This is a genomic window from Agreia sp. PsM10 (assembly GCF_030433855.1).
Lineage (GTDB): Bacteria > Actinomycetota > Actinomycetes > Actinomycetales > Microbacteriaceae > Agreia.
The window spans coordinates 1-22,557 of record NZ_JARUXC010000022.1; the positions used below are offsets into that span (position 1 = coordinate 1).

Consider the following 22,557-nt stretch of genomic DNA (forward strand, 5'->3'; position numbering starts at 1 on the left):
ACACACCCACGGGTGGTCCGTCGAGTAGAAGGTCAAACACCCTCCCGGGCTACACACCCATTCTCAATGTCGAGTAGCGAGGAACGAGCGTATCGAGACCGCCGACCTCACTCGCCGCGCAGCGCCTCCACCGACGGAGACTCGAGCATCGCCGTAAGAATACGTCTGAGCGTGACCCGGTCTTCGGCATCCAGCCCGTCGGTGAGCACATGGTCGACGCGCGCCACCCTCGGCAGCAGGGCCTCGAGCTCCGCGGCGCCGGCCTCCGTGAGGTGCAGCACGTTGCGCCGTTTGTCCGATGCATCCCTGACGCGTTCGAGGATTCCACGGCGTTCGAGGCGCGCGACCAGGTCTGCGATGGTCGACCTGTCGAGGTCGAGGCGGGCGCACAGCTCGGTCTGGCTCGCACCCGGAGACTGCGAGAGCACGTTCATCACGCCGAACTGCACGCTCGTGATCTCCGACGAGACCTCGCGCTGCCAGGCGGCGACGTGCGCCTGCTGGGCGCGGCGGATGAGATAGCCGGTGTACTGCGAGACGTCGTGCGATTCCATGTCGCTTCGGATTATGTCAGGCGAGCGCCGGGCGCCTACAACCACCGGGGCGCGGCCGGGGCGGGCTCGCCGTCGGCCGTGGTCACGCCCGCGCTCCCTCGACCGGTGGCCCAGCGGGCCAGGGCCGCACTCGATCCGCGCACCGTGATCGAGCCGGCGGCATCCAGACCCGCGGCGTGCGGCCCGGCGACTGTGTGCAGCGCGCGATCGGTGGGCTCGAGCACGAACCGCGGCAGGCCCTCGGCCTCGCGACGCCTGGCCCACGAACCCGTGACATCGACGAGGATGCGATCGAGCAGCTCGGGCGGAAAGTCCTCGAAGCGGGCCCCGGCATCGAGGTCGACGGCGTGGATCCAGACCTCGCGGGTGCGCATCCACACCGTCTCGGAGACGGGAACGGTGCGACCCTGCGCCGTGCGCACCTCTCGGGACCAGGCCTCGTCGGGCAGGTCGCGCCACTCGACGGTGAGGTGGATGGCCGCGTGGTCCGAGAGGTTGCGCAGCGCCTGCACCGGCAGCGTCGCCGAGAAGTCGATCTCCTCGGCGCGCTGGGTGGCGGATGCGTACATCGGCGTCTCGACGCCGGTCGCCGCCCACTCCACCAGCCGAGTGAGCGCCCGCGCGTTGAGACCGACGTGGGCGATGAGGTGGCGTCGACCCCAACCGGCAAGCAGCGACGGGCCGTCGAAGTCGGCGTCGCTCAGCCGTGAGAGCGCCCGCGAGTAGTACGCCTGGCCTCGACGGGCGAGGAGAAGACCCTCGACGACCGCCGGATCGGTGACCAGATCGGTGCGCGCGGCCACCCGTCAGGCCTCCACGCGCACCGGGTTGCTGAGCGTGCCGATGCCCTCGACGGTGGTCGTGAGCGTGGCTCCGTCGCCGAGGTAGCGGGCGGGCTTGCGGGCATGACCGACTCCGCCGGGGGTGCCGCTCGCGATCACGTCGCCCGGATTGAGGGTCACGATCTGCGAGATGTACGAGACGAGCGCAGCTGGGTCGAACACGAGGTCGGAGGTGTTGCTCTTCTGCATGACCTCGCCGTCGACCTCGGTGCGGATCTCGGTGTCGACCGCGTATTCGTCGGCGGTGACGAGCACCGGTCCGAAGGGGGTGGAGTTCTCGAACGTCTTTCCCTGGAACCACTCGGGCGTGCGGTACTGGAAGTCGCGCATGGTCACGTCGTTGAGCACCGAGTACCCGGCGATCGCCTCGGCGGCCTCGTCTTCGCTGAGGCGGCGGGCGGTGCGGCCGATCACCACGGCCAGCTCGCACTCCCAGTCGACGGCGTACGAGGCGTACTCGGGCAGCACGATCTCGTCGTGGGCGCCGATGAGCGCCTCGGGGTACTTGGCGAACAGAGTGGGGAACTCGGGCAGCTCGCGCCCCATCTCGAGGATGTGGTTGCGGTAGTTGAGCCCCACGCACACGATCTTGCTGGGCGCGGGAACCACGGGCGCCCAGTCGGCGGGGGCGATATCGGCGACCGGGCGTGTGTCGCCGTCGGCCGTCTCGGCCACCCGCCGCCAGTCGGAGCGCGCGAGCAGGGCGCCCACGTCGGCGACGCCGGGGATCTCGGTGGCGGTGTCATCGTCGATGCGCACGGCGACGGTGCCGACGGGGGTGCGGAGGGTGGCGAGTCTCATGGGCGGTGCTTCCTGTTCAGGCGGAGGGGACGAAGGTGCGGGAGAAGTTGAGGCGGTCCATGATCGGACCGTCGGTGAAGCGGAAGAGGTCGAACTGCGTGTCGGCGTGCAGCGACCACGGCACCCAGCTGGGCACCACGAACAGGTCGCCGGTCTCGAGGCGCGTCTCGGTGTCGGCGAGCACCACGGTGCCCGAGCCCTCGAAGACCTGCCACACGGCCGAGCCCACCTCGTGCGTGGGGGCGGTCGAGATGCCCGCGCGCAGCCGGTGGAACTCGCAGCGGATGGTCGACATCACGTCGCCGCCGGTGGTGGGGTTCGTGAACCGGATGGCAGCGTGACCCTGTTCGAGCGTCGCCGGGAAGCCCTCGTCCTCGAGTGCGAGCTGCTCGCGCAGCGCCGCGTCGGTGTGCTCCCAGCGGTACGCGCTGAGCGGTGACGAGACCGTGTTCTCGAGAACCGACAGGGGCCGGAGGCCGGGGTGCGCCCACAGCCGCTCCGACCGCGAGACCGCGGGCGAGGCCTCGTCGGTCACCCGCTCCGAGCCGAACTCGAAGAATCCGACATCCATCTGGCTCGAGAACGGGATGTCGAGGCCGTCGATCCAGGCCATCGGGTTCGCGGTGTCGTTGTGGTGGCCGTGGAAGTTCCACCCCGGGGTCAGCAGCAGGTCGCCCCGGCGCATGGCCACGGGGTCGCCGTTCACCACGGTCCAGACGCCCTCGCCCTCGACCACGAAGCGGAAGGCGTTCTGCGAGTGCCGGTGCTCGGGCGCTGTCTCGTGGCCGCCCAGATACTGGATGGCGCACCACAGCGTGGGGGTCGCGTACCCGGTGCCCGGCAGGCCCGGGTTGGTGAGGCCGACCGCGCGGCGCTCGCCGCCGCGGCCGACCGGAACGAGGTCGCCGGAGCGCTGCGCGATGTCGAAGAGGGTCTTCCATCGCCAGACGTGCGGCACGGCCTGCGGCGAGGGGGTCATGGGCATGAGGTCATCGCGCTGGGTCCACAGCGGCGCCATGTCGTTGGCCGCGAAGTCGCGGTAGAGCTGTTCGAGTTCCGGGGTGTCGGCCGAGCCGTCCATCTGCTGCACTGCAGGTCCTCCATCATCGGCGTCGTCGCCGTCTCGTCGTTGGTCGGTCAATTCGTCAGTACCCCAACTATATAGAGCGCGGCGATCAGCGCAAGGGGAGATCCCGGGGAAGCGGCGCGGGGATCCACGCTCGGGTCGGCAGGCCGCGCACGGGGGCCGCTGCCGAGAACGCATAGCCGTCGTCCGCCCGCCGGCGTCGGAGCCACTGGCGCATGATCGGCATTCCCGTCGTGATCAGAAGCGTGTCGAGCCGATCTCCGACGAAGGCGATGCTCGACACGTGGGAGTCGGGCACGAGGATGCTCTGGTCGACGAGAGGCTCGCCCTGGGGCGAGTATCTGTCGACGCGGCCCTGGTCGAACACCGTGACCCACAGGCATCCCTCGGCGTCGATCGCGATGCCGTCGGGCATGCCGTCGACCGTCACGAAGGGGCGCCGGGCACCCGTCGCCGAATCGGTCGCCGTGTCGCCGTAGTCGCGCGCGACGATCGTGCGCGCCGCGGTGTCGGCGTGGAAGAGCGTCGATCCGTCGGGAGACCAGGCGATGCCGTTCGAGATTCCGATGCCTCGCTGCAGGGTGGTGAGGGTGCCGTCGTGCTCGAGGCGCAGCAGCAGCTGCCGCCCGTCGGGCCCGTCGGAGTTCAGCGTTCCGATCACGAGCCGCCCCTGCGGATCGATGTGCCCGTCGTTGAACCGCTCGCTCTCGTCGAGCAGCGGCTCGGACTCGGTCACGGCGCCGAGCGGGCTGACCGTGGCGAGGCGCCGGCCGAGCCCGCACACCCAGCCGCCGCCCTCGGCGGGCAGGGCGCATCCGAGCTGGTCGCCGAGCTCGAGCACGCTGAGCAGGCGTACCGAGCCTCTGTCGACGGCGGCGACGTGCAGCCGCCCCAGTTCGATGTCGACCCACGTCAGGCGTCGGGATTCCGCGCTCCACACCGGCCCCTCGGGAAGGATTCCTCGGGGGCTCGCGACCCGGGTCAGAGTGAGCTCGGGGGATTCGTCACGGTGCATTGCGGCTCCTTTGCCGAGGTCTGTAGTGAGTGAACGTCAGAAATATAACAATTTCATAAACCGTGCGCATAGTCAGTTTAAGCCGTTATGCTGACTGAGCGCTCGGTTTAACGGCGTTCAAGGGTGAAGTCGATTCGCGAGTGCTCGCGCTCGTCCTCGACGATCAACCCCTCCTCACAAAGACGTAAAGGATGGAACCAGTGAAGAAGACCTCCCGCCTGGTGGCGGCGCTCGCGGCCGGGGCACTCGCTCTCGGCCTGGCCGCCTGCAGCCCCGGCACCAACGACGCAGGCTTGACCACGGGCAGCTCGACCACCGCCCCGCTGCTGACCCTCGGCCAGATCATCGAACCCACCTCGTTCGACCCCGCCGTCTCGCAGGAGGGCAACTCGATGCCCTACTACCAGGCGGTCTACGACACCCTCATCAAGCGGGCGCCCGACGGCAGCCTCGAACCGATGCTGGCCACCGAGTGGACCTACAACGACGACCGCACCGCGCTCACCCTCACGCTGCGCGACGACGTGACGTTCAGCGACGGCGCCGCGTTCGACGCCGACGGAGCCAAGGCCAACATCGAGCACTTCATCGAGACCAAGGGACCGCAGGCGAACCAGGCGGCGAGCATCACGTCGGTCGAGGCCACCGACGCCACGACCCTCGTCATCACCCTCAGCGAGCCGGACCCCTCGCTCGAGTACTCGCTCGCGAGCTCGCTCGGCTTCATGGCGAGCCCGGATGCGATCGGCTCCGAGGACATCGCGTCGACCCCCGTCGGCTCCGGCCCGTACACGCTCGACAGTGCATCGACGATCGTCGGCTCGGAGTACACCTTCGTGCGCAACGCCGACTACTGGGGAGACGCGCTGCCCTACGACTCCATCAAGTTCGTGCTGCTGACCGACGAGACCGCCCGGGTCAACGCCCTGCGCTCCGGCCAGATCAACGCCGCCGTGTTCACGGCGCCGTCGACGGCGCAGGAGCTCGAGTCGTCGGGCTTCACGGTGGAGGGACAGCTCGGAGACTTCTCGGGCTTCGTCTTCTTCGACCGCACCGGACAGCTGAACCCGGCTTTCGCCGACCCCCGCGTGCGGGAGGCGCTCACCATCTCGATCGACAAGGAGGCGCTGCTCGAGAACGTGGGCCAGGGCCGAGGCGAGCTCACCAACCAGATCTTCCCGAGCGACGACTTCTCGTACGACAAGGCGCTCGACACCGACGACCGCTTCGCGTACGACCCCGACCGCGCCAAGCAGCTGCTCGCCGACGCCGGCTACGCCAGCGGCCTCACCGTGACGATGCCGATCAGCCCCGTGTTCGACCCCTCGATCTACACCACGATCGAGCAGAACTTCAGCGACATCGGGGTCACCATGGAGCGCGTCGAGTTCGGCCCCGGCCAGACGATTCCGGCCCTGCTCGGCGGACAGTTCGCGATCACCTACTTCACGCTCGCGACGTTCAACGACTGGACCACGGTGCGGCAGTACCTGGCTCCGGATGCTCCCTGGAACTCGCTGAAGACCGAGGACGCCGACCTGGCCGAGCTCATCAAGGCCTACCAGTACGCCACGACCGACGACGAGCGCACCACGGCCGGCCAGGCCATGAACGAGTACGTCGTCGACAACAACTGGTTCGGCGTGTTCTCCCGAGTGCTCAGCACCTACGGGCACGACGACACCGTGTCGGTCGAGCTGCAGACGCAGCAGGCCGTGCCGTCGATCTACAACTACTCGCCCGCCAACTGATCCGGATGGGGTCCCCGCGCCAGTCGCGGGGGCCCCGCCCACGAAAGGCCCCACACGTGCTGTCCTTCATCGCCAAGCGCACGCTGCTGGCGCTCTCGCAGATGCTCGTCATCTCGGCGGTCGCGTTCTTCCTCCTCTACCTGTCGTCGAGCGGAATCGCCCGCACGATCCTGGGCGAGCAGGCCACCGAGGAGCAGGTCGCCGCCAAGACCGCCGAACTCGGGCTCGACCGACCGCTGCCCGTGCGCTACGTCGAATGGCTCCTCGGCGTCTTCCAGGGCGACCTCGGCCGCTCCTACTTCACACCGCAGGACGTGAGTGATGCGCTCATCAGCCGCCTGCCCACCACCCTCTCCCTTCTCATCGCGACCACGATCATCGCGGCCCTCATCGCCTTCGCGCTCGGCATCGCCGCCGCGGTGTACCGGGGATGGCTCGACCGACTCGTGCAGATCCTCTCGATCGCGGGCTACGCGATCCCCGGATTCCTCTTCGCACTGCTGCTCGTGATCGTCTTCGCGATCAACCTCGGCTGGCTGCCCGCCACCGGCTACGTGCAGCTCACCACTGATCCGCTCGGCTGGCTCAAGACCGTGATCCTGCCCATCGCGGCCCTGTCGATCGGCGTGATCGCGGCCACGGCGCAGCAGGTGCGCGGAGCGGTGATCGACGTGCTGCGCCAGGACTACGTGCGCACCCTGCGCAGCCGCGGCCTCAGCGAACGCGAGATCATCTTCAAGCACGTGCTGCGCAACGCGTCCGGCACCGGCCTCACCGTGCTCGGCCTGCAGTTCGTCGGACTCCTCGGCGGCGCGATCGTCGTCGAGCAGATCTTCGCCCTCCCCGGCCTCGGAACCGTTGCCATCCAGTACACCTCGCGCGGAGACATCCCGGTCGTGATGGGCCTGCTGATCATCACCTCGCTGATCGTCGCCGTCGTCAACCTGCTCGTCGACCTCGGCGTCGGCTTCCTCAACCCGAAAGCGAGAGTCGCATGAGCACCTCCGACAAGCCGGAGACGACACTCCACCGCTTCCTCGCCAATCCCCTCGCACTCGGCGCGGCGATCGTCCTGCTGGTCATCGTGCTCTGCTCGGCGCTCGCCCCCGTGCTGGCCGGAGCCGACCCCGCCTTCTCCGCGATCCGCGACGCGTTCCTCGCCCCGTTCTCGGCCGGCCATCCGCTGGGTACCGACTCTGCGGGCCGCGACATCTGGGCGCGCCTGCTGTACGGCGGCCAGATCAGCCTGCTCGGGGCGCTGCTCGCACTCGTCGTCGCCGCGCTGATCGGCATCCCCGCCGGCCTGCTCGCCGGCTACTACGGCCGCTGGTTCGACTCGGTCTCGGTGTGGATGGCGAACCTCGTGCAGTCGATGCCCGGAATCGTCGTGCTGCTCGCCGCCCGCGCCGTGCTCGGCCCGTCGATCTGGATCTCGATGCTGATCTTCGGCGTGATCCTCTCGCCCGGTTTCTACCGGGTCGTGCGCACCGCCGTGATCAACGTGCGCGGCGAGCTGTACGTCGACGCGGCGAAGGTCTCCGGTCTGCGAGACAGCGCCATCATCGGCCGGCACATCCTCACGGTCGTGCGCGGACCGATCATCATCCAGGCGTCGCTGCTGCTCGGAATCGCGCTGGCGATCCAGTCGGGGCTCGAGTTCCTCGGGGTCGGCGACAACTCGGTCCCCTCCTGGGGCAACATGCTCAACGAGGGCTTCCGCAGCATCTATCGCGCGCCCATCACCCTTCTCTGGCCCTCGCTCGCCATCGGCCTGACCTGCGCGGCCCTCGTGATCATCGGCAACGGTCTGAGGGATGCGCTGGAGGAACGCGGGTTGAGCTCGGCTCGCCGCGACCGACGCAAGAACGTGGGCACGGCGACCGCCGCCATGGCCGCCCTTCCCGCTGTCGACGAGGCCGCTCTCGACGAGGCTGCCCCGCTGACGCGTCCCGGTGTGAACACCGCCGACGAGTCGGAGACCATCGTCACCGCCCCGCTCGCCGATCTCGAGTTCGTGCCGGAACCTGTGTGGTCCGACTCGACGCCGCTCGAGACGCCCGAGCCCGACCCGAGCGCCGTGCTGAGCGTGCGTCGCCTGCGCGTCGGCTACGGCTCCGGGCCGCACGACAAGACCGTCGTGCACAACGTGAGCCTCGACGTGCACGCCGGAGAGGTGCTCGGCCTCGTCGGCGAATCCGGATCGGGCAAGACCCAGACCGCCTTCGCGGTGCTGGGCCTGCTGCCCACCGGCGGACGGGTCACGAACGGCAGCGTGCTGTTCGACGGCGAGGAGCTGACCACCCGCTCCCGTGCCTCGATGCGCGAGCTGCGCGGAACCGGAATCGCGTACATCCCGCAGGAGCCGATGTCGAACCTCGACCCGTCGTTCAAGGTCGGTTCGCAGCTCTCGACGCCCATGATGCGACGCCTCGGCCTCGACAAGCGGGCGGCCCGCACGCGCGCCCTCGAACTGCTCGACCGTGTCGGCATCCGGGAGCCGGAGCGCACCTACGATTCGTACCCGCACGAGATCTCGGGCGGCATGGCGCAGCGCGTGCTGATCGCCGGCGCCGTGTCGTGCCGGCCGCGCCTGCTCATCGCCGACGAGCCCACCACGGCCCTCGACGTGACCGTGCAGGCCGAGGTGCTTCGCCTGCTGCGCGAGCTGCAGTCGGAGCAGGAGATGGCGGTGATCCTCGTGACCCACAACTTCGGCGTGGTCGCCGACATCTGCGACCGCGTGGCCGTGATGAACAAGGGAACGATCGTGGAGCAGAACGACGTGGAGTCGCTGTTCGCCCGGCCCCGACACCCCTACACGCAGACCCTGCTCGGATCGACGCTCGAGGGCGGACCCTCGCGCATCGACCTCGACAGGGCCGAAGCAGAAGGAGCACACAGATGAGCGAGCAGCTGCTGTCGGTCGACAAGCTCGGCGTCGACTTCACGAGGCGACGCACCACCTTCACGGCGCTCGAGGAGATCACCTTCTCGATCGCGGAGGGGGAGACCGTGGGTCTCGTCGGCGAGTCGGGATCGGGCAAGACCACCATCGGCCGGTCGATCCTCGGGCTGGTGCCGCCGACCCGCGGAACGCTCACCTTCCGCGGCGAGGACATCACGCACGCCTCGCGCGCGAAGCGCCGCGAGCTGAGCCGCGATATGCAGGTGGTGTTCCAGGATCCGTACACGTCGCTCAATCCGTCGCTCACGATCGAGGGCATCCTCGCCGAACCGCTGCGCGCGCAGGGCATCGACCGACGCGAAGCGGGCCGGCGGGTGAAGGAGCTGCTCGACCGCGTGCGCCTGCCCAGCGACGCGGCGGGTCGCCTGCCGCGAGAGTTCTCGGGAGGCCAGCGCCAGCGGGTCGCCATCGCCCGGGCGCTCGCCCTGCGCCCGCGTCTGATCGTGTGCGACGAGCCCGTCTCCGCCCTCGACCTCACGACGCAGCAGCGCGTTCTCGACCTCTTCATCGAGATCCAGCGCGACACCGGATGCGCCTACCTGTTCGTCTCGCACGACCTCTCGGTGATCCGCCACGTGAGCCACAGGGTGATCGTTCTCAACCGCGGAAAGATCGTGGAATCCGGGGGCGTCGAGAAGGTCACCAGCGATCCGGACGACCCGTACACTCAACGTCTGATGATGTCCGCGCCGCTTCCCGATCCGGGGGCACAGCGCGAACGTCGCGAGGAATTGGAGAAGCTGCGTGTCGACAGCGAACGAGCAGCCTGAGCCGGTCAAGCCGGGTGCGACGCGACGCAGTCCGAGGGGCGAGAGCCGTCGGGCGCTGATTCTGGATGCCGCCGCCGAGGAGTTCGCCGCCCACGGGTACCACGGCGCATCCATCGCCGCGATCGCCGAGAAGGCGGGCATCTCGCAATCGGGCGTGCTGCACCATTTCGCGTCGAAGGACATCCTGCTCGACGCCGTGGTGCAGAGCCGCTTCGGCGAGGACGCCGCGATCGTCGACCGCCTCGGACTGGGCAATGCCTCGCCGTTCGCCGGCTACGACACCCTCATGTCGCGCAACACCGACGACCGCGTCTGGGTCCAGTTCCTGATGGTGATCATGGCCGAGGGCCTCACCGAGAACAACCCGGCCCACGAGCTCATCCGGGTGCGCTACGAGCGGGTCAAGGAGCGCATGAAGCAGCGTCTGCTCGCGCACGCCGGCGACGAGTTCGACGTGGCACCCAACCTCGACCGCGGCGACCTGGTCGTCCTCTTCCTGGCCGTGCTCGACGGCCTGCAACTGCAATGGCTCTACGACGATTCCGTCGACATGCGGCGCGTCGTGCGTCTCATGGTCGAGCTCGTCACCTCGTACACACAACCTTTGGATCCCCAGGAATGACACCGAAACTCTCCCGCCACCACGACGGAACGCTCTACCGCGACCTCAACGGCAACGGCGTCATGGATGCGTATGAGAACCCGAACCTGTCGGTCGCGGAGCGCGTCGACGACCTGATCGGCCGCATGTCGCTCGCCGAGAAGGCCGGGCTGATGATCCACTCGATCGTGAGCGTCAACGCCGCCGGCGACCTCGACAGCCCGCTCATGTCGGCCGGGCGGGTGCCCGCCGACGAGTTCGTGCTCAACCGGCACGTCACCCACCTGAACGTGCACCGCATCCCCGACCCGCGGTCGATGGCGCGCTGGTCGAACCAGATCCAGGAGCTCGCCGAGTCGACGCCGCTCGGAATCCCCGTGACCATCTCCACCGACCCGCGGCACTCCTTCACCGAGAACTGGGGAGCGTCGTTCAGCGCGGAGCACCTGTCGGCGTGGCCGGAGCCCATCGGGCTCGGGGCCCTCTCCGACGAGGACACCGTGCGCGAGTTCGCCGACATCGCGCGGCAGGAGTACACGGCCCTCGGCATCCGGTCGGCCCTGCACCCCACCCTCGATGTGGCCACCGAGCCGCGCTGGGCGCGCCAGTACAGCACCTTCGGGCAGAGCGCCGAGCAGGTCGCGCGGTTCGGCGTCGCGTACGTCGACGGCTTCGAGGGCGTCGACGGGCTCTCGAGCAGCAGCGTCGCCTGCATGGCCAAGCACTTCCCGGGCGGCGGGCCGCAGCGCGACGGCGAGGACCCACACTTCCCCTACGGCCGCGAGCAGGACTACGTGGGCGACATGTTCGAGTACCACCTCGCGCCGTTCCGCCGCGTGCTGGCCCGCGGGGTCTCGGCCATCATGCCGAGCTACGGCATCCCGATCGGCCTCAGCCTCGACGGCGAGCGCATCGAGGAGGTGGCCTTCGGCTTCAACCGCCAGATCCTCACGGGGCTGCTGCGCGAGCAGCTGGGCTTCCAGGGCGTGATCTGCTCCGACTGGAGCCTCATCACCGAGTCCCGCTTCGGCGGCGCGCACCTCCCCGCCCGCGCGTGGGGCGTCGAGCACCTCGGCGAGCTCGACCGTGTGCAGCGCGCCGTCGAGGCGGGCTGCGACCAGTTCGGCGGCGAGGACACCCCCTCGTGGATCGTCGAACTCGTCGAATCGGGTCGTCTGAGCGAGGAGCGCGTCGACGAGTCGGTGCGCCGGCTGCTGGCCGTGAAGTTCGAACTCGGCCTCTTCGACGACCCCTATGTCGACGAGGATGCCGCGGTGGAGATCGTCGGCTCGTCGCAGTTCCGGGCTGCGGGGCACCGCGCCCAGGTGCACTCCGCCACCGTGGTCGTCGACTCCGACGATCGCCCGAGCATCCCCGTCGCGCGGGGCAGCCGCATGTATTCGCCCGAGATCCCCGACGTCGAGATCTCGGCCGCAGGGTTCGCGCCGGCGACCCTCGATGAGGCCGAGGTGATCGTCACCCGCATCAGCGCGCCGTTCGATCCCCGCGACGAGTACCTTCTCGAGCCCGCATTCCACGCCGGCTCGCTGGAGTTCGCCGACGCCGACGTCGAGCGCCTGCGAACGCTGTCGCAGCACGCGCCCGTGATCGTCGTGATCCACCTCGAGCGCCCCGCCCTGCTGGCGCCGCTGCTGCCGCACTCCGCGGCCATCCTCGCCGTCTACGGCTCGTCGGATGCGGCGGTTCTCGAGGCGCTGGCCACCGAGGGCGCGGCCAGGGGCTCGCTGCCGTTCGACGTGCCCCGCAGTCTCGACGAGATCGTGGCCGCGCGCTCCGACGTGCCCGGTGACACCACGAGCCCCCTGTTCCGCGCCGGGGTCTGACCCGGCATCGGGCGCGCACGCCCGATCGCACACTCGAGACACGAGAGAAGGACAATGATGACCGATATCGCCTCCGCCCCTAAGAACTCCGCCCCCGAGAACTCCGCCCTGGAGGGCTCGACGCTGAATGGCTCGACGCTGAAGGGCTCCGTCGCCGAGGGCTACGAGCAGGTCGCCGAGACCCTCGAGGCCGAGCTCGCCGCCGACGCGGGCTACGCGTTCCAGCTGACGGCCTACCGGGGCAGCGAGCTCGTGGTCGACGTGCACGCGGGCGAGGGCATGGCGGGCGATTCTCTGATGATCCCGTTCTCGGTGTCGAAGAACTCCATCGCCTTCTCGATCGCCCTCCTCGTCGACCGCGGGCTGCTCGATCTCGACGCGCCGGTGGCCGAGTACTGGCCGGAGTTCGCCGCCGAGGGGAAGCAGCACGTGCTCGTGCGCGAGCTGCTCTCGCACCAGGCGGGCCTGCCCGAGGCGCTGCCCGCCCTCTCCGACGAGGAGTTCGCCGACGACCGCAGCGGCGCCGCGCGGCTCGCCGCCCAGCTGCCGTGGTGGCGGCCGGGTGCGGCCTTCGGCTACCACGGCCTCACCATCGGGGTTCTGGCATCGGAGCTCGTGCGGCGCGTCACCGGTCTCGGCCTGCAGGCGTTCTTCGATGCCGAGATCCGCGCGCCGCGCTCGCTCGACTTCTACCTGGGACTGCCCGAGGCAGAGGAGTCGCGGGTGCTCGAGCTGCAGCCCATGATCGCGCCGACCTCGGGGTCTCCGGCGGACATCCCGTTCACGCGCCGGCCCGGCCAGATCGGGCGACAGGTCTTCGCGTCGATCGCCCGGACGCGCTCCGAGCAGGAGGCGATCGCCCATGCCCGCTGGCAGCGATCGGTGGGCTCGCCCGCCGCGTACAGCACGGTGAGCGCCCGGGGCATAGCGGGGCTCTTCGCCGAGGGCGTGGTCGGACTGACCGGCCCCGCGCTCATCTCGCCGCACACGCTGCAGCTGATGGCGCAGCCGCAGGTCGTCGGACGCGACCTCGTGATCGGCATCGACCGCAGCTACGGCGTCGTGTTCCAGAAGCCCACCGACAACCTGGCGTTCGGCGGCTTCCGAGCCTTCGGACACGACGGCGCCGGCGGGGCGCTCGGATTCCACGACCCGCAGACCGGCATCAGCTTCGGCTACACCGTGCGCCGCACGCCCCCTCCCGGAGGTGCCGACGCTCGCGCGATCACGGCGGCGAAGCAGCTGCAGAAGATCGCCCTCGCGTCGTGAACGGGGGCTTGCCAAAAACCGAGCGACCGCTAGGATTTCGGCTATGACCCTGCGCAACGATGCGACCCCGACCGCCCGCGCCCGCACCATCGTCACGGCCGACCCGGAACTCGACGACCTCAACTCGATGATCCGGTTCCTGCTCTACTCCAACGAGGTCGATGTGGTCGGCCTCGTCTACGCGAGCAGCCGGTTCCACTGGTCGGGCGACGGCACGACGCCGTTCTTCCTGCCCGAGCGCGAGTACACCGAGCCGCAGCTGTCGTGGCGCTGGGCCCCGGGCGAGCGGTTCATCGACGACGCGGTCGACGCCTACGAACAGGTGCTGCCGAACCTCCTCGTTCATGACCCGCGGTACCCGAGCGCCGACGCGCTGCGAGCGGTCGTGCGCATGGGCAATGTGCAGTTCGAGGGCGACGTCTCAGAAGCGACGCCCGGCTCGCAGCTGATCGCCGAGGCGCTGCTCGACGACGACCCGCGGCCCGTTCACCTGCAGGTCTGGGCCGGAACGAGCACCATCGCCCGCGCGCTCATGTTGATCGAGGAGCGGTACTCGCAGACGCCCGCGTGGCCCGAGATCCACGCCGCCCTCTCGCGCAAGGCGATCATCACCAAGTTCGCGTCGCAGGACGGGACCTACGACAGCTACATCCGCCCCGTCTGGCCCGACATCCGGGTCACCGACGTCGCGACCATGGCCTGGGGCTACCTGGCACGGCGGGTCATCGAGCAGCCCGAGCTCGAGTATCTCGGGGCCGAATGGATGCGCGACCACGTCACATCCGTCGGCCCGCTGGGCGCGCTCTACCGCACCTGGGGCGACGGCCGGCAGATGGTGCCGGGCGATCTCACCGACTACTTCCACCTGAGCGGCAAGACCGCCGACGAGCTGCGAGAGTTCGGCTACGGCGTGTGGACCGAGCCGCAGCCGCTCGGCGAGTGGATCAGTGAGGGCGACACGACCAACATGCTCAACCTGCTGGTTCCCGGGTTGCGCGGCCACGAGCATCCGGCGTACGGCGGATGGGGCGGCCGGGCGCGGCGCGTCGACGAGGGCCCCGACACCTGGGAGACGCGCGGGGCCGCCGATACCGCCCCCGATGGGTCAGTGCCTGATGAGACCGCGCCTGACGAATACTCGGTGACGCGGTGGTTCGCCGACGCGCAGAACGACTTCGCGGCGCGACTGCAATGGAGTGTTCAGTCCACTTTCGAGGGGGCGAACCATGCCCCGGTCGTCGAGGTCGAGCAGGTCGACAGGGATGTGCGGCCGGGCGAGCAGGTGCAGCTGTCGGCCGTGGTCACCGACCCCGACGGCGACGCCGTGACCGTGCGGTGGTGGCAGTACCGGGAGGCTGGCAGCTATGACGGCGCGGTGGTGCTCTCGGGCGACGACTCGGCGGATGTCGTCGTGACCGTGCCCGCCGACGCCGTCGCCGGGCAGACGATCCATGTGATCGTCGAGGCGGTCGATGACGGGGTTCCCGCGCTGAAGGGATATCAGCGGGTCATCCTCACCGTCGTGTGAAAGGGGCCACGCTGCAACGCAGGAGGAAGGGCACCCGTTCGACCTTCTCGCACGTGGCCACCCGTTTCTTCCTGAGTTGCGGCAGCGCGACCGTTGTCAACACCCCGTCGGCGTGCGGCCGGCCTGCCTAGTCTGGGCTGGTGACGCGCACCCGATGGATCTTCGCCGGACAGCTCGGTCCGACCTTCGACGACGGCGGCCCGATGATGATCGTCGAGGCGCGCTCGGTCTTCGGCCGGCGCCCGATGCATCGGGCCAAGGCCCATCTGCTGCTGTCGGCGATGAGGCACCGCGCCGCGGAGCTCGGCGATCGGGTCGAGTACCTCAGGGTCGACCGCTATTCCGAGGCGGTCGACGGGCGCGACGATCTCGAGGTCATCGACCCCACCTCCTGGGCCGCCCGACGTTTCGTGCGCGATCGGGGCGTGCACGTGCTGCCGAGCCGCGGCTTCGTCACGAGCGAGGCCGACTTCGCCGCGTGGGCCGACTCCCGCGTGGGCAAACGCCTGCTGCTCGAGGACTTCTATCGCGGGGTGCGCGAGCGCACGGGAATCCTGATGCGCGGCGACCAGCCCGAGGGCGGCCGGTTCAACTTCGACCACGACAACCGCAATCCTCCGCCCAAGAACGCCCCGGGTCTCGGGCTGCCCGACCCGTGGTGGCCTGTCGAAGACGAGATCGATCTCGAGGTGCGGGCCGACCTCGACCAGTGGCAGCGCGAGGGCATCGTGCAGCTCGTGGGCGACGACGGCCCCCGCCGCTTCGCCGCCACCGCGGCCGAGGCCGAGCGGGCCCTCGCCGACTTCGTCGAGGTGCGCCTCAACGACTTCGGACCCTTCGAAGACGCGATGCTCTCGGGCGACTGGACCATGGCGCACTCCCTGCTCAGCGCTCCCATGAACCTGGGCCTGCTCGACCCCATGCAGGCCATCGAGACCGTCGCCGACGAGTACCACGCCGGACGCGCGCCCCTGGCGAGCGTCGAGGGCTTCGTGCGCCAGATCATGGGGTGGCGCGACTACGTCTGGCACCTCTACTGGCACCTGGGCGAGGGCTATCGCACGAGCAGCAACGCATTGGATGCCCACACCCCGTTGCCCGAGGCCTTCCGGCTTCTCGACGCGGCGGCCATCCGGTCGAACTGTCTGAGCCAGACGATCGACGGGATGCGCAGGAACGGCTGGGCCCATCACATCCAGCGGCTGATGGTGCTCGGGAACTGGGCACTGCAGCACGGCTACGACCCGGTCGAGCTGAACGACTGGTTCGTCGACATGTTCGTCGATGGAACGCCGTGGGTGATGCCGGCGAACGTGATCGGCATGTCGCAGCACGCCGACGGAGGCATCGTGGCCACCAAGCCGTACGCGTCGGGCGGGGCGTACATCGACCGCATGTCGGACTACTGCGGGGGATGCGTGTTCAATCCGAAGGTGCGGCTGGGCGAGGACGCCTGCCCGTTCACCGCCGGGTACTGGGCATTCCTCGACCGGGTCGAGCCGCGCATCCGGCACAACCACCGCATGGCCCAGCCGCTCAGCGGCCTGCGCCGCCTCGCCGATCGCGAGGCCGTGGTCGATCAGGAGCGGCACCGCGAGGAGTGGTGAGCGGGCAGGTTCGGTAGGGTGCCACGTATGAGCTACACGACGACCGAGCCCCGCATGTCCTTCGGCACCGCGATCAGCACGGGGTTCCGCAGGTACGCCGAGTTCACGGGCCGGTCCGGCGTCGCGGAGTTCTGGTGGTTCATGTTGTTCATCGTGCTGGTGAACTCGGCGGCGAAAGCGCTCGACTCCACGCTTCTCGGAGCGGACAGCGGCGACGCCGGACTCTTCGCGACGCTCTGGGCGCTCGGAACGCTGGTTCCCGTGCTCGCCATCGCGGTGCGCCGCCTGCGCGACGGAGGCAACCGGTGGACCCAGCTGTTCTGGCTGCTGCTGCCGATCGCCGGGCTGATCGTGATCATCATCCGTTTCTGCGACCCGTCGAAGCCGGTTCCCGTTCAGGATGCCCCCGTCTTATAGCTGAGGAAAACTCCCCGAAGAGGGGACTGTTACGGACCGTCACGCTTTCGGTAGCGTCACAGGGACGCCGGTTCGGCAGTGCAGCGCTGACAACGCCCGGAACGTCAGGGGGACTCCATGTCGTATTCGCGTGCGCGCTCGATGATGATCGGTGTCGCGCTCGCGGCGACCGTGCTGGTGACGGCGTCGTGCGCATCCGGTGCCCCGACGGCCGGCACGGCCCAGCCGGCAGGACTCGTGGCCAAGACGACCGCGACGGCCAGCGCCAAGCCGACGCCCAAGCCGGTCGTGGTCGTGACCAACGTCGACGTGGCGGAGCCCATCCCGTTCGCCGCCGTTTCGGTCGACGATGCGAACCTCGATGTCGGCCAGAACGTCATCTCAACCGCCGGGGCGGAGGGCACGAAGGTCACGACCTGGGCCGTGACGACCGTCGACGGGGTGGAGACCGGCCGCACGGTGGTGTCGATCACGACGAGCGTCGCGCCCGTCGACCAGGTGACCTCGGTGGGCACGCGTGTGCCGCCGCCGCCCGCTCCCGAGCCCGCCCCTGAGCCCGCACCCGTCGCCGATGGCGGCGGCTGCGACTCGAACTACTCCGGACCGTGCGTTCCCATCGCGTCGGATGTGGACTGCGCGGGCGGATCGGGCAACGGCCCCGCCTACGTGGCCGGCCCGGTCTTCGTCGTGGGCTCGGACATCTACGATCTCGACAGAGACGGCGACGGCGTCGCGTGCGACTAGCGCTCGCCTACTGAGCCGACGGGGGAGCCCGCGGCCAGGTCGCGCAGCGGCACGAGAGCCGGCCTCTCCGTCGTGCTCTCGATCGTGATGGTCTCGCGGCCCGCGGACGAACGCAGAATCGCGTCCATCACCTCGAGCACGTGCAGGGCGAGGCGACCGGATGCGCGGTGCGGCCGATCCTCGACGATCGCCTCGGCGAGATCCGCGAGACCGACGCCCCGGCCCGCGTCGACGAAGCCCGCGGCATCCGGAACCGTCACCCACTCGTCGTTCTCGCCGGTCGCGATCTCGACCGGCTTCGAGAAGTGGTTGGGATCGGGGACCGCGAGCGTTCCCGCGGTGCCGAAGACCTCGAAGAGGGGCGAGCGCGTCTTCCACACCTCGAAGCTCACGGTCACGGTCGACGTGACGCCGCCGACATGGTCGAGCAGCGCGGTGATGTGCGTGTCGACGCCCACCTCGATCGGTGTGCCCGCGGCGGGACCGGTCTCGATCGTTCGAGGGCGAGCCGAGCGCACGGCGAGCCCGGAGACGCTAGCGACGGGGCCGAAGAGGTGCACGAGCGCGGTGAGGTAGTACGGGCCCATGTCGAGGAGCGGTCCTCCGCCGGGCTGGTAGTAGAAGGCCGGGGCCGGGTGCCACCGTTCGTGACCGGGGGCCGACCAGAAGACGTTCGCCGCGAACGGTTCTCCGATCGCCCCGGAGTCGAGCGTCTGCCTGGCCGTCTGGATGCCGGTGCCCAGCACGGTGTCGGGCGCGCTGCCGTAGCGCAGTCCGAGCGACTCGGCCAGGTCGAGCATGGGCGCGGCCTCTGCGGGGTTCAGGCCGAGCGGCTTCTCGGCGAACACGTGCTTGCCCGCGCGCAGGGCCCGGGTTCCGACCTCGACGTGCGCCGCAGGAATCGTGAGGTTGAGCACGGCGTCGACGCCGGGGTCGGCGATCAGCTCGTCGACCGTGAGGGCGCGCACACCCTCGTGGGCCGCAGCGACCTCGCGCGCGCGATCCATGTCGAGATCGGCGACGGCCACGACCGTGAGGCCCGGCAGCGCGGGCATGCTCGCGAAATACTGCTCGCTGATCTTGCCGACCCCGACGATGCCGACATTCAGCGTGCTGCCCACAGCAGCCCCCTCTCGATGATGGTTCTCACGTTCGTGTCCTGCAGGATCTCGACCCGGTGCCCCGGCGTCGAGACGAAGATGCGCCCCGCGCCCCACTGCCTGGTCCAGATGGCCGGCGAGGTGACGGGACGGTTCCAGGGGTCCCACGGACGCACGGCCTGGGTGGTGGTCGCGAGAACGTCGTTGTAGTCGTCGTGCAGAACCCAGTACTGCTCGGTCACGAGCTCGAAGTCGGAGATGCCCTGCGTGATCGGGTGCTCGGCGGCGGCCGCGGTCATCTCGATGCGGTGGGGCATGTAGTTATCGGACTGCTCGCCGGTGCGCTCGTCGGGGTGCTTGCCCGGATGCGACGCGAACTGTCCGCCGATCAACTGCAGGTAGTCGGAGTTGTTGCGGTACGAGTCGGCGATGCCGCCGTGCCAGCCGGCCAGGCCTGTTCCGCTCTCGACCGCCTCGCGGAGGCCCTCGAACTCCTCTTTCTCGATGGTGTTCATGGTGTTGGCCTGAACGATCAGGTCGACTCCGGCCATGGCGTCGCTGTCGGCGTAGACGGCCGGCGACTCCTCGACGCGCACGGTGAAGCCGTTCTGTTCGAGGAACGGGATGAACAGCTCGGTGGCCTCCACGGGCTGGTGGCCGTCCCAGCCGCCGCGCACGACCAGCGCCGTCTTCGTCATGGGGTGAGGGGGCTGATCGGTCATCGTCGTCCTTCGGTTCGGGGCCGGTCGCATCCGCATCGAAAGTTGCGCAAATCGGCGCTGGATGCGAAGCGGACTCCATTGTGGTCGTGCCGGTCCTACTGCACAAGCGGTCACGAGATCTCAGGGGTCCCGAATATTCGTCTAAACTTGCGCAACTCGTGGCTACACTCAGGGTGTGGATTCCCGAAGCCCGGCATCGCCCCGCGCGACCCTCGCGCGGGTGGCCGAGCACGCGGGCACGAGCATCCCGACGGTGTCGAAGGTGCTCAACGGCAAGACCGACGTCTCGGACGAGATGCGTGCGCGTGTGCTCGAGGCGGTGCACGCCGTGGGGTACACCCGGTCGCCCCGGCGACAGGTCGCTAGCGGTTCGAGCGCACCGACGGACCCGGCGGGCGCGGTCGCCGGTCCGCGTTCGATCGATGTGGTCGTGGGGCATCTCGAGGGGAGCTGGATCACCCGGGTGCTGGAGGGCATCGAGGAGGAGGCTTCCGATGCCGGCATCGACCTGACCCTCTCGGTGGCGCGATCCGATGGATCCTGGATCGGACGACTGCTGGGCCGTTCGACACTCGGGGCGATCGTGGTGCTGGTCGACATGTCGCCCGCCGAGCTGCACGCCCTCGCCGACGCTCCTGTGCCCGTTGTGATCGTCGACCCCGGGAAGAGGCCGCCCGATGGTGTGTCGAGCGTGGCCGCCACGAACTGGGACGGCGGACGCATGGCTGCCGAGCACCTGCTTGCACTCGGCCACACGCGGTTCGGCATCATCGCGGGCAGGCCGGCTCACCTGTACAGCAGCGCACGAGTCGACGGCTTCACGACCGCTCTGCGCTCGGCCGGCATCACCGTGCCGCCGGAGCTGATCGCGCACGGCGACTGGGATCGGGAGACGGCCCGCGTCGAATCCGCTCGGATGCTGGCCTCGGAGCGGCACAGGCCGACGGCGATCTTCGCGTGCTCCGACGGCATGGGGCTGGGCGTCTACGACGCCGCCCTCGAGGCGGGGCTTCGGGTTCCGGGCGACCTCAGCGTCGTGGGTTTCGACGACCTGCTCGAGCCCGCGTGGGCGACGCCGCCGATGACGACGATCCACCAGCCCATCCGGGAGATGGGCGCGGCGGCGTTCGGCATGCTCATGCAGGCCCGACGAAGCTCCAGAATATCTATGGCCCGGCAGCCCGGCATCGAGTTGCAGACCCGGCTGGTGACCCGAGCATCCACGTCGCCGCCGCGCTGACGCGGCCAGCGGCGCCGACGTCGCCGCCGCGCCGACGCGGGCCGCTGCGTCGGCTAGCGCCAGAACCCTCGGTGCGGTTCGGCGGCCTGCTCCTCGAGGGCGGGGCCCGCGACCACGACGGTGCGCTGGCCACGCGCCAGCACCTCCCTGCTCGGTAGGTCGAGGGTGGGGTTCTCGGGGTCGTCGCCGGTGAGGGGAATGAGCGCCTGCTCGGGGAGCGCGTAGACCATGCGCCCGATGCCCGCCCAGTAGATGGCGCCCGTGCACATGGCGCACGGCTCGCAGCTCGTGTAGAGGGTGAAGCCGCGCAGCTCGTCGAGGGAGTACTGCTTCGTGGCGAGCCGAACGAGATTGGTCTCGGCGTGGCCGGTGGCGTCGGAGTGCGTCACGACCGTGTTCTCGGCGGACAGCACCTCGGTGCCGTGCTCGTCGACGAGCACCGCTCCGAACGGGTGGTTGCCGTGCTGCTTCGCCTCGATCGAGACGAAGATCGCCCGGCGCAGGTGCGAGAGGTCGGATTCGGAGACGGCGGTCGAGAAGGTCGGCATGAGATCAACCTAGGGGATTCGCGTGTTGACGGACGTGCGAGGCCTTTCGGCAGGCTCAGGGAACGGCCCGCTACGGCGCGATGTCGATGAGCACCTTGCCGACGACGCCCTGCTCCACCGCGTCGTGCGCCGCCGCGGTCTCGGCGAGCGCGAAGCGCGTGAACGGCAGCCCCGTCTCCTCGCCGGCGCCCAGCACGCCCGCGGCCAGCGCCTCGGAGACCGAGGTGATGGCATCCTGCTTCTCGTCGTCGCTCACCGTGTAGGTGAGCAGGAAGCGCAGGCGCGCGTTGCGGCCCATGGCCGGGCCGATCGGAAGCGACACGCGGTCGTCGCCGTCGGAGGCGTAGCTCACGATGGTGCCGCCGCGGGCGATGATCTTCTCGTCGAGCTCGGCATTGGCCTGCAGGTTGACCTCGACGATCGTGTCGACGCCCTTCGGCGCGAGCTCCTTGACGGCCGCGGCCACATCGTCGGTCTTGTAGTTCAGGATGTGCTCCGCTCCGGCACGGCGGGCCAGCTCGGCCTTCTCGTCCGACGAGACCGTCGTGATGACCGTCGCACCCGCCCAGGTCGCGAGCTGGATCGCCGCGTGGCTCACGGCACCGGCGCCGCCGGAGACGAGCACCACACGGCCCTCGAGCGAGCCCGGCGACAGGCGGTCGGGCAGGTTCTCGTTGGCCGCCAGCGCCAGCGCTGCGGTCAGAGCCGGGATGCCGAGGCTCGCGCCGTCGTCGAACGTCGCGTCATCGGGCAGCGCGACGGCATGGGTCGCCGGCAGGGTCACGTACTCCTGGGCAGTGCCGGCGCTCGTGCCGAAGGCCACGTCCCACAGCCAGACGCGGTCGCCCACGGAGAACTCGGTCACGCCCTCGCCGACCGCGTCGACGACGCCCGCGCCATCCTGGTTCGGAACCTTCGGCGCATCGAACGGGCCGCTGCCCGCTCCGGCGCCCGCGCGGGACTTCCAGTCGGTGGGATTGACCCCCGAGACCACCACGCGCACGCGAACCTCGCCGGCGCCCGGGTCGACGGGCTCGCGCTCGGTGAGCGTGAGGACGCCGGAATCTCCCGTGTGGTCGTAGGTGACTGCGCGCATTCTGTGCTTCTTTCTGTCGTGGCTTCACGGATCGGCTGCCACAACTCAGGAAGAAC

The 22,557-nt window shown here is 69.6% G+C and carries 21 protein-coding genes; 12 read left to right on the top strand and 9 right to left on the bottom strand.

Translation table 11 applies throughout. From position 1 onward, the window contains the following. Positions 1-107: 107 nt before the first annotated feature. The 5 genes from QCD70_RS18235 to QCD70_RS18255 form a co-directional block, all read right to left on the bottom strand. Positions 108-554, bottom strand: coding sequence for a MarR family winged helix-turn-helix transcriptional regulator (locus tag QCD70_RS18235; RefSeq protein ID WP_301218915.1), 447 nt, complete (start codon positions 552-554; stop codon positions 108-110). A gap of 35 nt (positions 555-589) precedes the next feature. Then, positions 590-1,357, bottom strand: coding sequence for a maleylpyruvate isomerase family mycothiol-dependent enzyme (locus QCD70_RS18240; RefSeq protein ID WP_301218916.1), 768 nt, complete (start codon positions 1,355-1,357; stop codon positions 590-592). A 3-nt stretch (positions 1,358-1,360) separates the two neighbouring features. After that, on the bottom strand, positions 1,361-2,197 hold the full coding sequence (locus QCD70_RS18245; RefSeq protein WP_301218918.1) for a fumarylacetoacetate hydrolase family protein: 837 nt from the start codon (positions 2,195-2,197) through the stop codon (positions 1,361-1,363). 16 nt (positions 2,198-2,213) lie between these two features. Further along, positions 2,214-3,278, bottom strand: a complete 1,065-nt coding sequence (locus tag QCD70_RS18250; RefSeq protein ID WP_301218961.1) for a cupin domain-containing protein — start codon at positions 3,276-3,278, stop codon at positions 2,214-2,216. Between the two features lie 94 nt (positions 3,279-3,372). After that, positions 3,373-4,299 (bottom strand): SMP-30/gluconolactonase/LRE family protein, encoded by a 927-nt coding sequence (locus QCD70_RS18255; RefSeq protein ID WP_301218919.1) that lies wholly within the window; start codon positions 4,297-4,299, stop codon positions 3,373-3,375. Positions 4,300-4,499: 200 nt separating this feature from the next. On the opposite strand from QCD70_RS18255, the gene QCD70_RS18260 reads away from it, so the two are divergent. The 11 genes from QCD70_RS18260 (at position 4,500) to QCD70_RS18310 (ending at position 17,795) form a co-directional block, all read left to right on the top strand. Further along, complete coding sequence (locus QCD70_RS18260; RefSeq protein ID WP_301218920.1) at positions 4,500-6,050, top strand: ABC transporter substrate-binding protein; 1,551 nt, start codon at positions 4,500-4,502, stop codon at positions 6,048-6,050. Positions 6,051-6,106: 56 nt separating this feature from the next. Further along, positions 6,107-7,048: an ABC transporter permease gene (locus QCD70_RS18265; protein WP_301218921.1), complete on the top strand. Its 942-nt coding sequence runs from the start codon at positions 6,107-6,109 to the stop codon at positions 7,046-7,048. After that, complete coding sequence (locus QCD70_RS18270; protein ID WP_301218922.1) at positions 7,045-8,955, top strand: dipeptide/oligopeptide/nickel ABC transporter permease/ATP-binding protein; 1,911 nt, start codon at positions 7,045-7,047, stop codon at positions 8,953-8,955. Before QCD70_RS18265 ends, QCD70_RS18270 begins: the two co-directional genes overlap by 4 nt. Next, entirely contained in the window at positions 8,952-9,785 is an 834-nt protein-coding gene (locus QCD70_RS18275; protein WP_301218923.1) for an ATP-binding cassette domain-containing protein, read from the top strand. Before QCD70_RS18270 ends, QCD70_RS18275 begins: the two co-directional genes overlap by 4 nt. Further along, the gene (locus QCD70_RS18280) at positions 9,760-10,407 is read left to right on the top strand and encodes a TetR/AcrR family transcriptional regulator (RefSeq protein ID WP_301218924.1); all 648 of its coding nucleotides are present in this window, start codon (positions 9,760-9,762) and stop codon (positions 10,405-10,407) included. Before QCD70_RS18275 ends, QCD70_RS18280 begins: the two co-directional genes overlap by 26 nt. Next, positions 10,404-12,230, top strand: coding sequence for a glycoside hydrolase family 3 protein (locus tag QCD70_RS18285; protein WP_301218926.1), 1,827 nt, complete (start codon positions 10,404-10,406; stop codon positions 12,228-12,230). The genes QCD70_RS18280 and QCD70_RS18285 overlap by 4 nt, the downstream gene beginning before the upstream one ends. A gap of 57 nt (positions 12,231-12,287) precedes the next feature. Further along, complete coding sequence (locus QCD70_RS18290; protein ID WP_301218927.1) at positions 12,288-13,499, top strand: serine hydrolase domain-containing protein; 1,212 nt, start codon at positions 12,288-12,290, stop codon at positions 13,497-13,499. 43 nt (positions 13,500-13,542) lie between these two features. Next, positions 13,543-15,027 (top strand): DUF1593 domain-containing protein, encoded by a 1,485-nt coding sequence (locus QCD70_RS18295; RefSeq protein ID WP_301218929.1) that lies wholly within the window; start codon positions 13,543-13,545, stop codon positions 15,025-15,027. Positions 15,028-15,167: 140 nt separating this feature from the next. After that, positions 15,168-16,634, top strand: coding sequence for a cryptochrome/photolyase family protein (locus QCD70_RS18300; protein ID WP_301218930.1), 1,467 nt, complete (start codon positions 15,168-15,170; stop codon positions 16,632-16,634). 27 nt (positions 16,635-16,661) lie between these two features. Next, a complete protein-coding gene (locus QCD70_RS18305) occupies positions 16,662-17,051 on the top strand; it encodes a DUF805 domain-containing protein (RefSeq protein WP_301218931.1) in 390 nt (129 codons plus the stop codon). Positions 17,052-17,168: 117 nt separating this feature from the next. Next, complete coding sequence (locus tag QCD70_RS18310) at positions 17,169-17,795, top strand: G5 domain-containing protein (protein ID WP_301218933.1); 627 nt, start codon at positions 17,169-17,171, stop codon at positions 17,793-17,795. Here QCD70_RS18310 and QCD70_RS18315 read toward each other — a convergent pair. Together QCD70_RS18315 and QCD70_RS18320 are read right to left on the bottom strand one after the other, a co-directional pair. Further along, complete coding sequence (locus QCD70_RS18315) at positions 17,792-18,916, bottom strand: Gfo/Idh/MocA family protein (protein WP_301218935.1); 1,125 nt, start codon at positions 18,914-18,916, stop codon at positions 17,792-17,794. The genes QCD70_RS18310 and QCD70_RS18315 overlap by 4 nt on opposite strands. Beyond that, positions 18,901-19,617, bottom strand: a complete 717-nt coding sequence (locus tag QCD70_RS18320) for a ThuA domain-containing protein (RefSeq protein WP_441004958.1) — start codon at positions 19,615-19,617, stop codon at positions 18,901-18,903. Before QCD70_RS18320 ends, QCD70_RS18315 begins: the two co-directional genes overlap by 16 nt. Before the next feature lie 175 nt (positions 19,618-19,792). On the opposite strand from QCD70_RS18320, the gene QCD70_RS18325 reads away from it, so the two are divergent. After that, the gene (locus tag QCD70_RS18325) at positions 19,793-20,857 is read left to right on the top strand and encodes a LacI family DNA-binding transcriptional regulator (RefSeq protein ID WP_301218937.1); all 1,065 of its coding nucleotides are present in this window, start codon (positions 19,793-19,795) and stop codon (positions 20,855-20,857) included. Positions 20,858-20,910: 53 nt separating this feature from the next. Here QCD70_RS18325 and QCD70_RS18330 read toward each other — a convergent pair whose 3' ends face one another. Both QCD70_RS18330 and QCD70_RS18335 read right to left on the bottom strand, forming a co-directional pair. Beyond that, positions 20,911-21,405, bottom strand: a complete 495-nt coding sequence (locus QCD70_RS18330) for a nucleoside deaminase (protein ID WP_301218939.1) — start codon at positions 21,403-21,405, stop codon at positions 20,911-20,913. Between the two features lie 70 nt (positions 21,406-21,475). Further along, positions 21,476-22,501, bottom strand: a complete 1,026-nt coding sequence (locus tag QCD70_RS18335) for an NADPH:quinone reductase (protein ID WP_301218940.1) — start codon at positions 22,499-22,501, stop codon at positions 21,476-21,478. Positions 22,502-22,557 lie beyond the last annotated feature (56 nt).

Bases quoted from the DNA above. Each gene is read 5' to 3' on its own strand.
- QCD70_RS18235 (WP_301218915.1), bottom strand. From the start codon at position 554: ATGGAATCGCACGACGTCTCGCAGTACACCGGCTATCTCATCCGCCGC.
- QCD70_RS18245 (WP_301218918.1), bottom strand. From the start codon at position 2,197: ATGAGACTCGCCACCCTCCGCACCCCCGTCGGCACCGTCGCCGTGCGC.
- QCD70_RS18250 (WP_301218961.1), bottom strand. From the start codon at position 3,278: ATGGACGGCTCGGCCGACACCCCGGAACTCGAACAGCTCTACCGCGAC.
- QCD70_RS18255 (WP_301218919.1), bottom strand. From the start codon at position 4,299: ATGCACCGTGACGAATCCCCCGAGCTCACTCTGACCCGGGTCGCGAGC.
- QCD70_RS18270 (WP_301218922.1), top strand. From the start codon at position 7,045: ATGAGCACCTCCGACAAGCCGGAGACGACACTCCACCGCTTCCTCGCC.
- QCD70_RS18275 (WP_301218923.1), top strand. From the start codon at position 8,952: ATGAGCGAGCAGCTGCTGTCGGTCGACAAGCTCGGCGTCGACTTCACG.
- QCD70_RS18285 (WP_301218926.1), top strand. From the start codon at position 10,404: ATGACACCGAAACTCTCCCGCCACCACGACGGAACGCTCTACCGCGAC.
- QCD70_RS18290 (WP_301218927.1), top strand. From the start codon at position 12,288: ATGACCGATATCGCCTCCGCCCCTAAGAACTCCGCCCCCGAGAACTCC.
- QCD70_RS18295 (WP_301218929.1), top strand. From the start codon at position 13,543: ATGACCCTGCGCAACGATGCGACCCCGACCGCCCGCGCCCGCACCATC.
- QCD70_RS18305 (WP_301218931.1), top strand. From the start codon at position 16,662: ATGAGCTACACGACGACCGAGCCCCGCATGTCCTTCGGCACCGCGATC.
- QCD70_RS18310 (WP_301218933.1), top strand. From the start codon at position 17,169: ATGTCGTATTCGCGTGCGCGCTCGATGATGATCGGTGTCGCGCTCGCG.
- QCD70_RS18320 (WP_441004958.1), bottom strand. From the start codon at position 19,617: ATGACCGATCAGCCCCCTCACCCCATGACGAAGACGGCGCTGGTCGTG.
- QCD70_RS18330 (WP_301218939.1), bottom strand. From the start codon at position 21,405: ATGCCGACCTTCTCGACCGCCGTCTCCGAATCCGACCTCTCGCACCTG.
- QCD70_RS18335 (WP_301218940.1), bottom strand. From the start codon at position 22,501: ATGCGCGCAGTCACCTACGACCACACGGGAGATTCCGGCGTCCTCACG.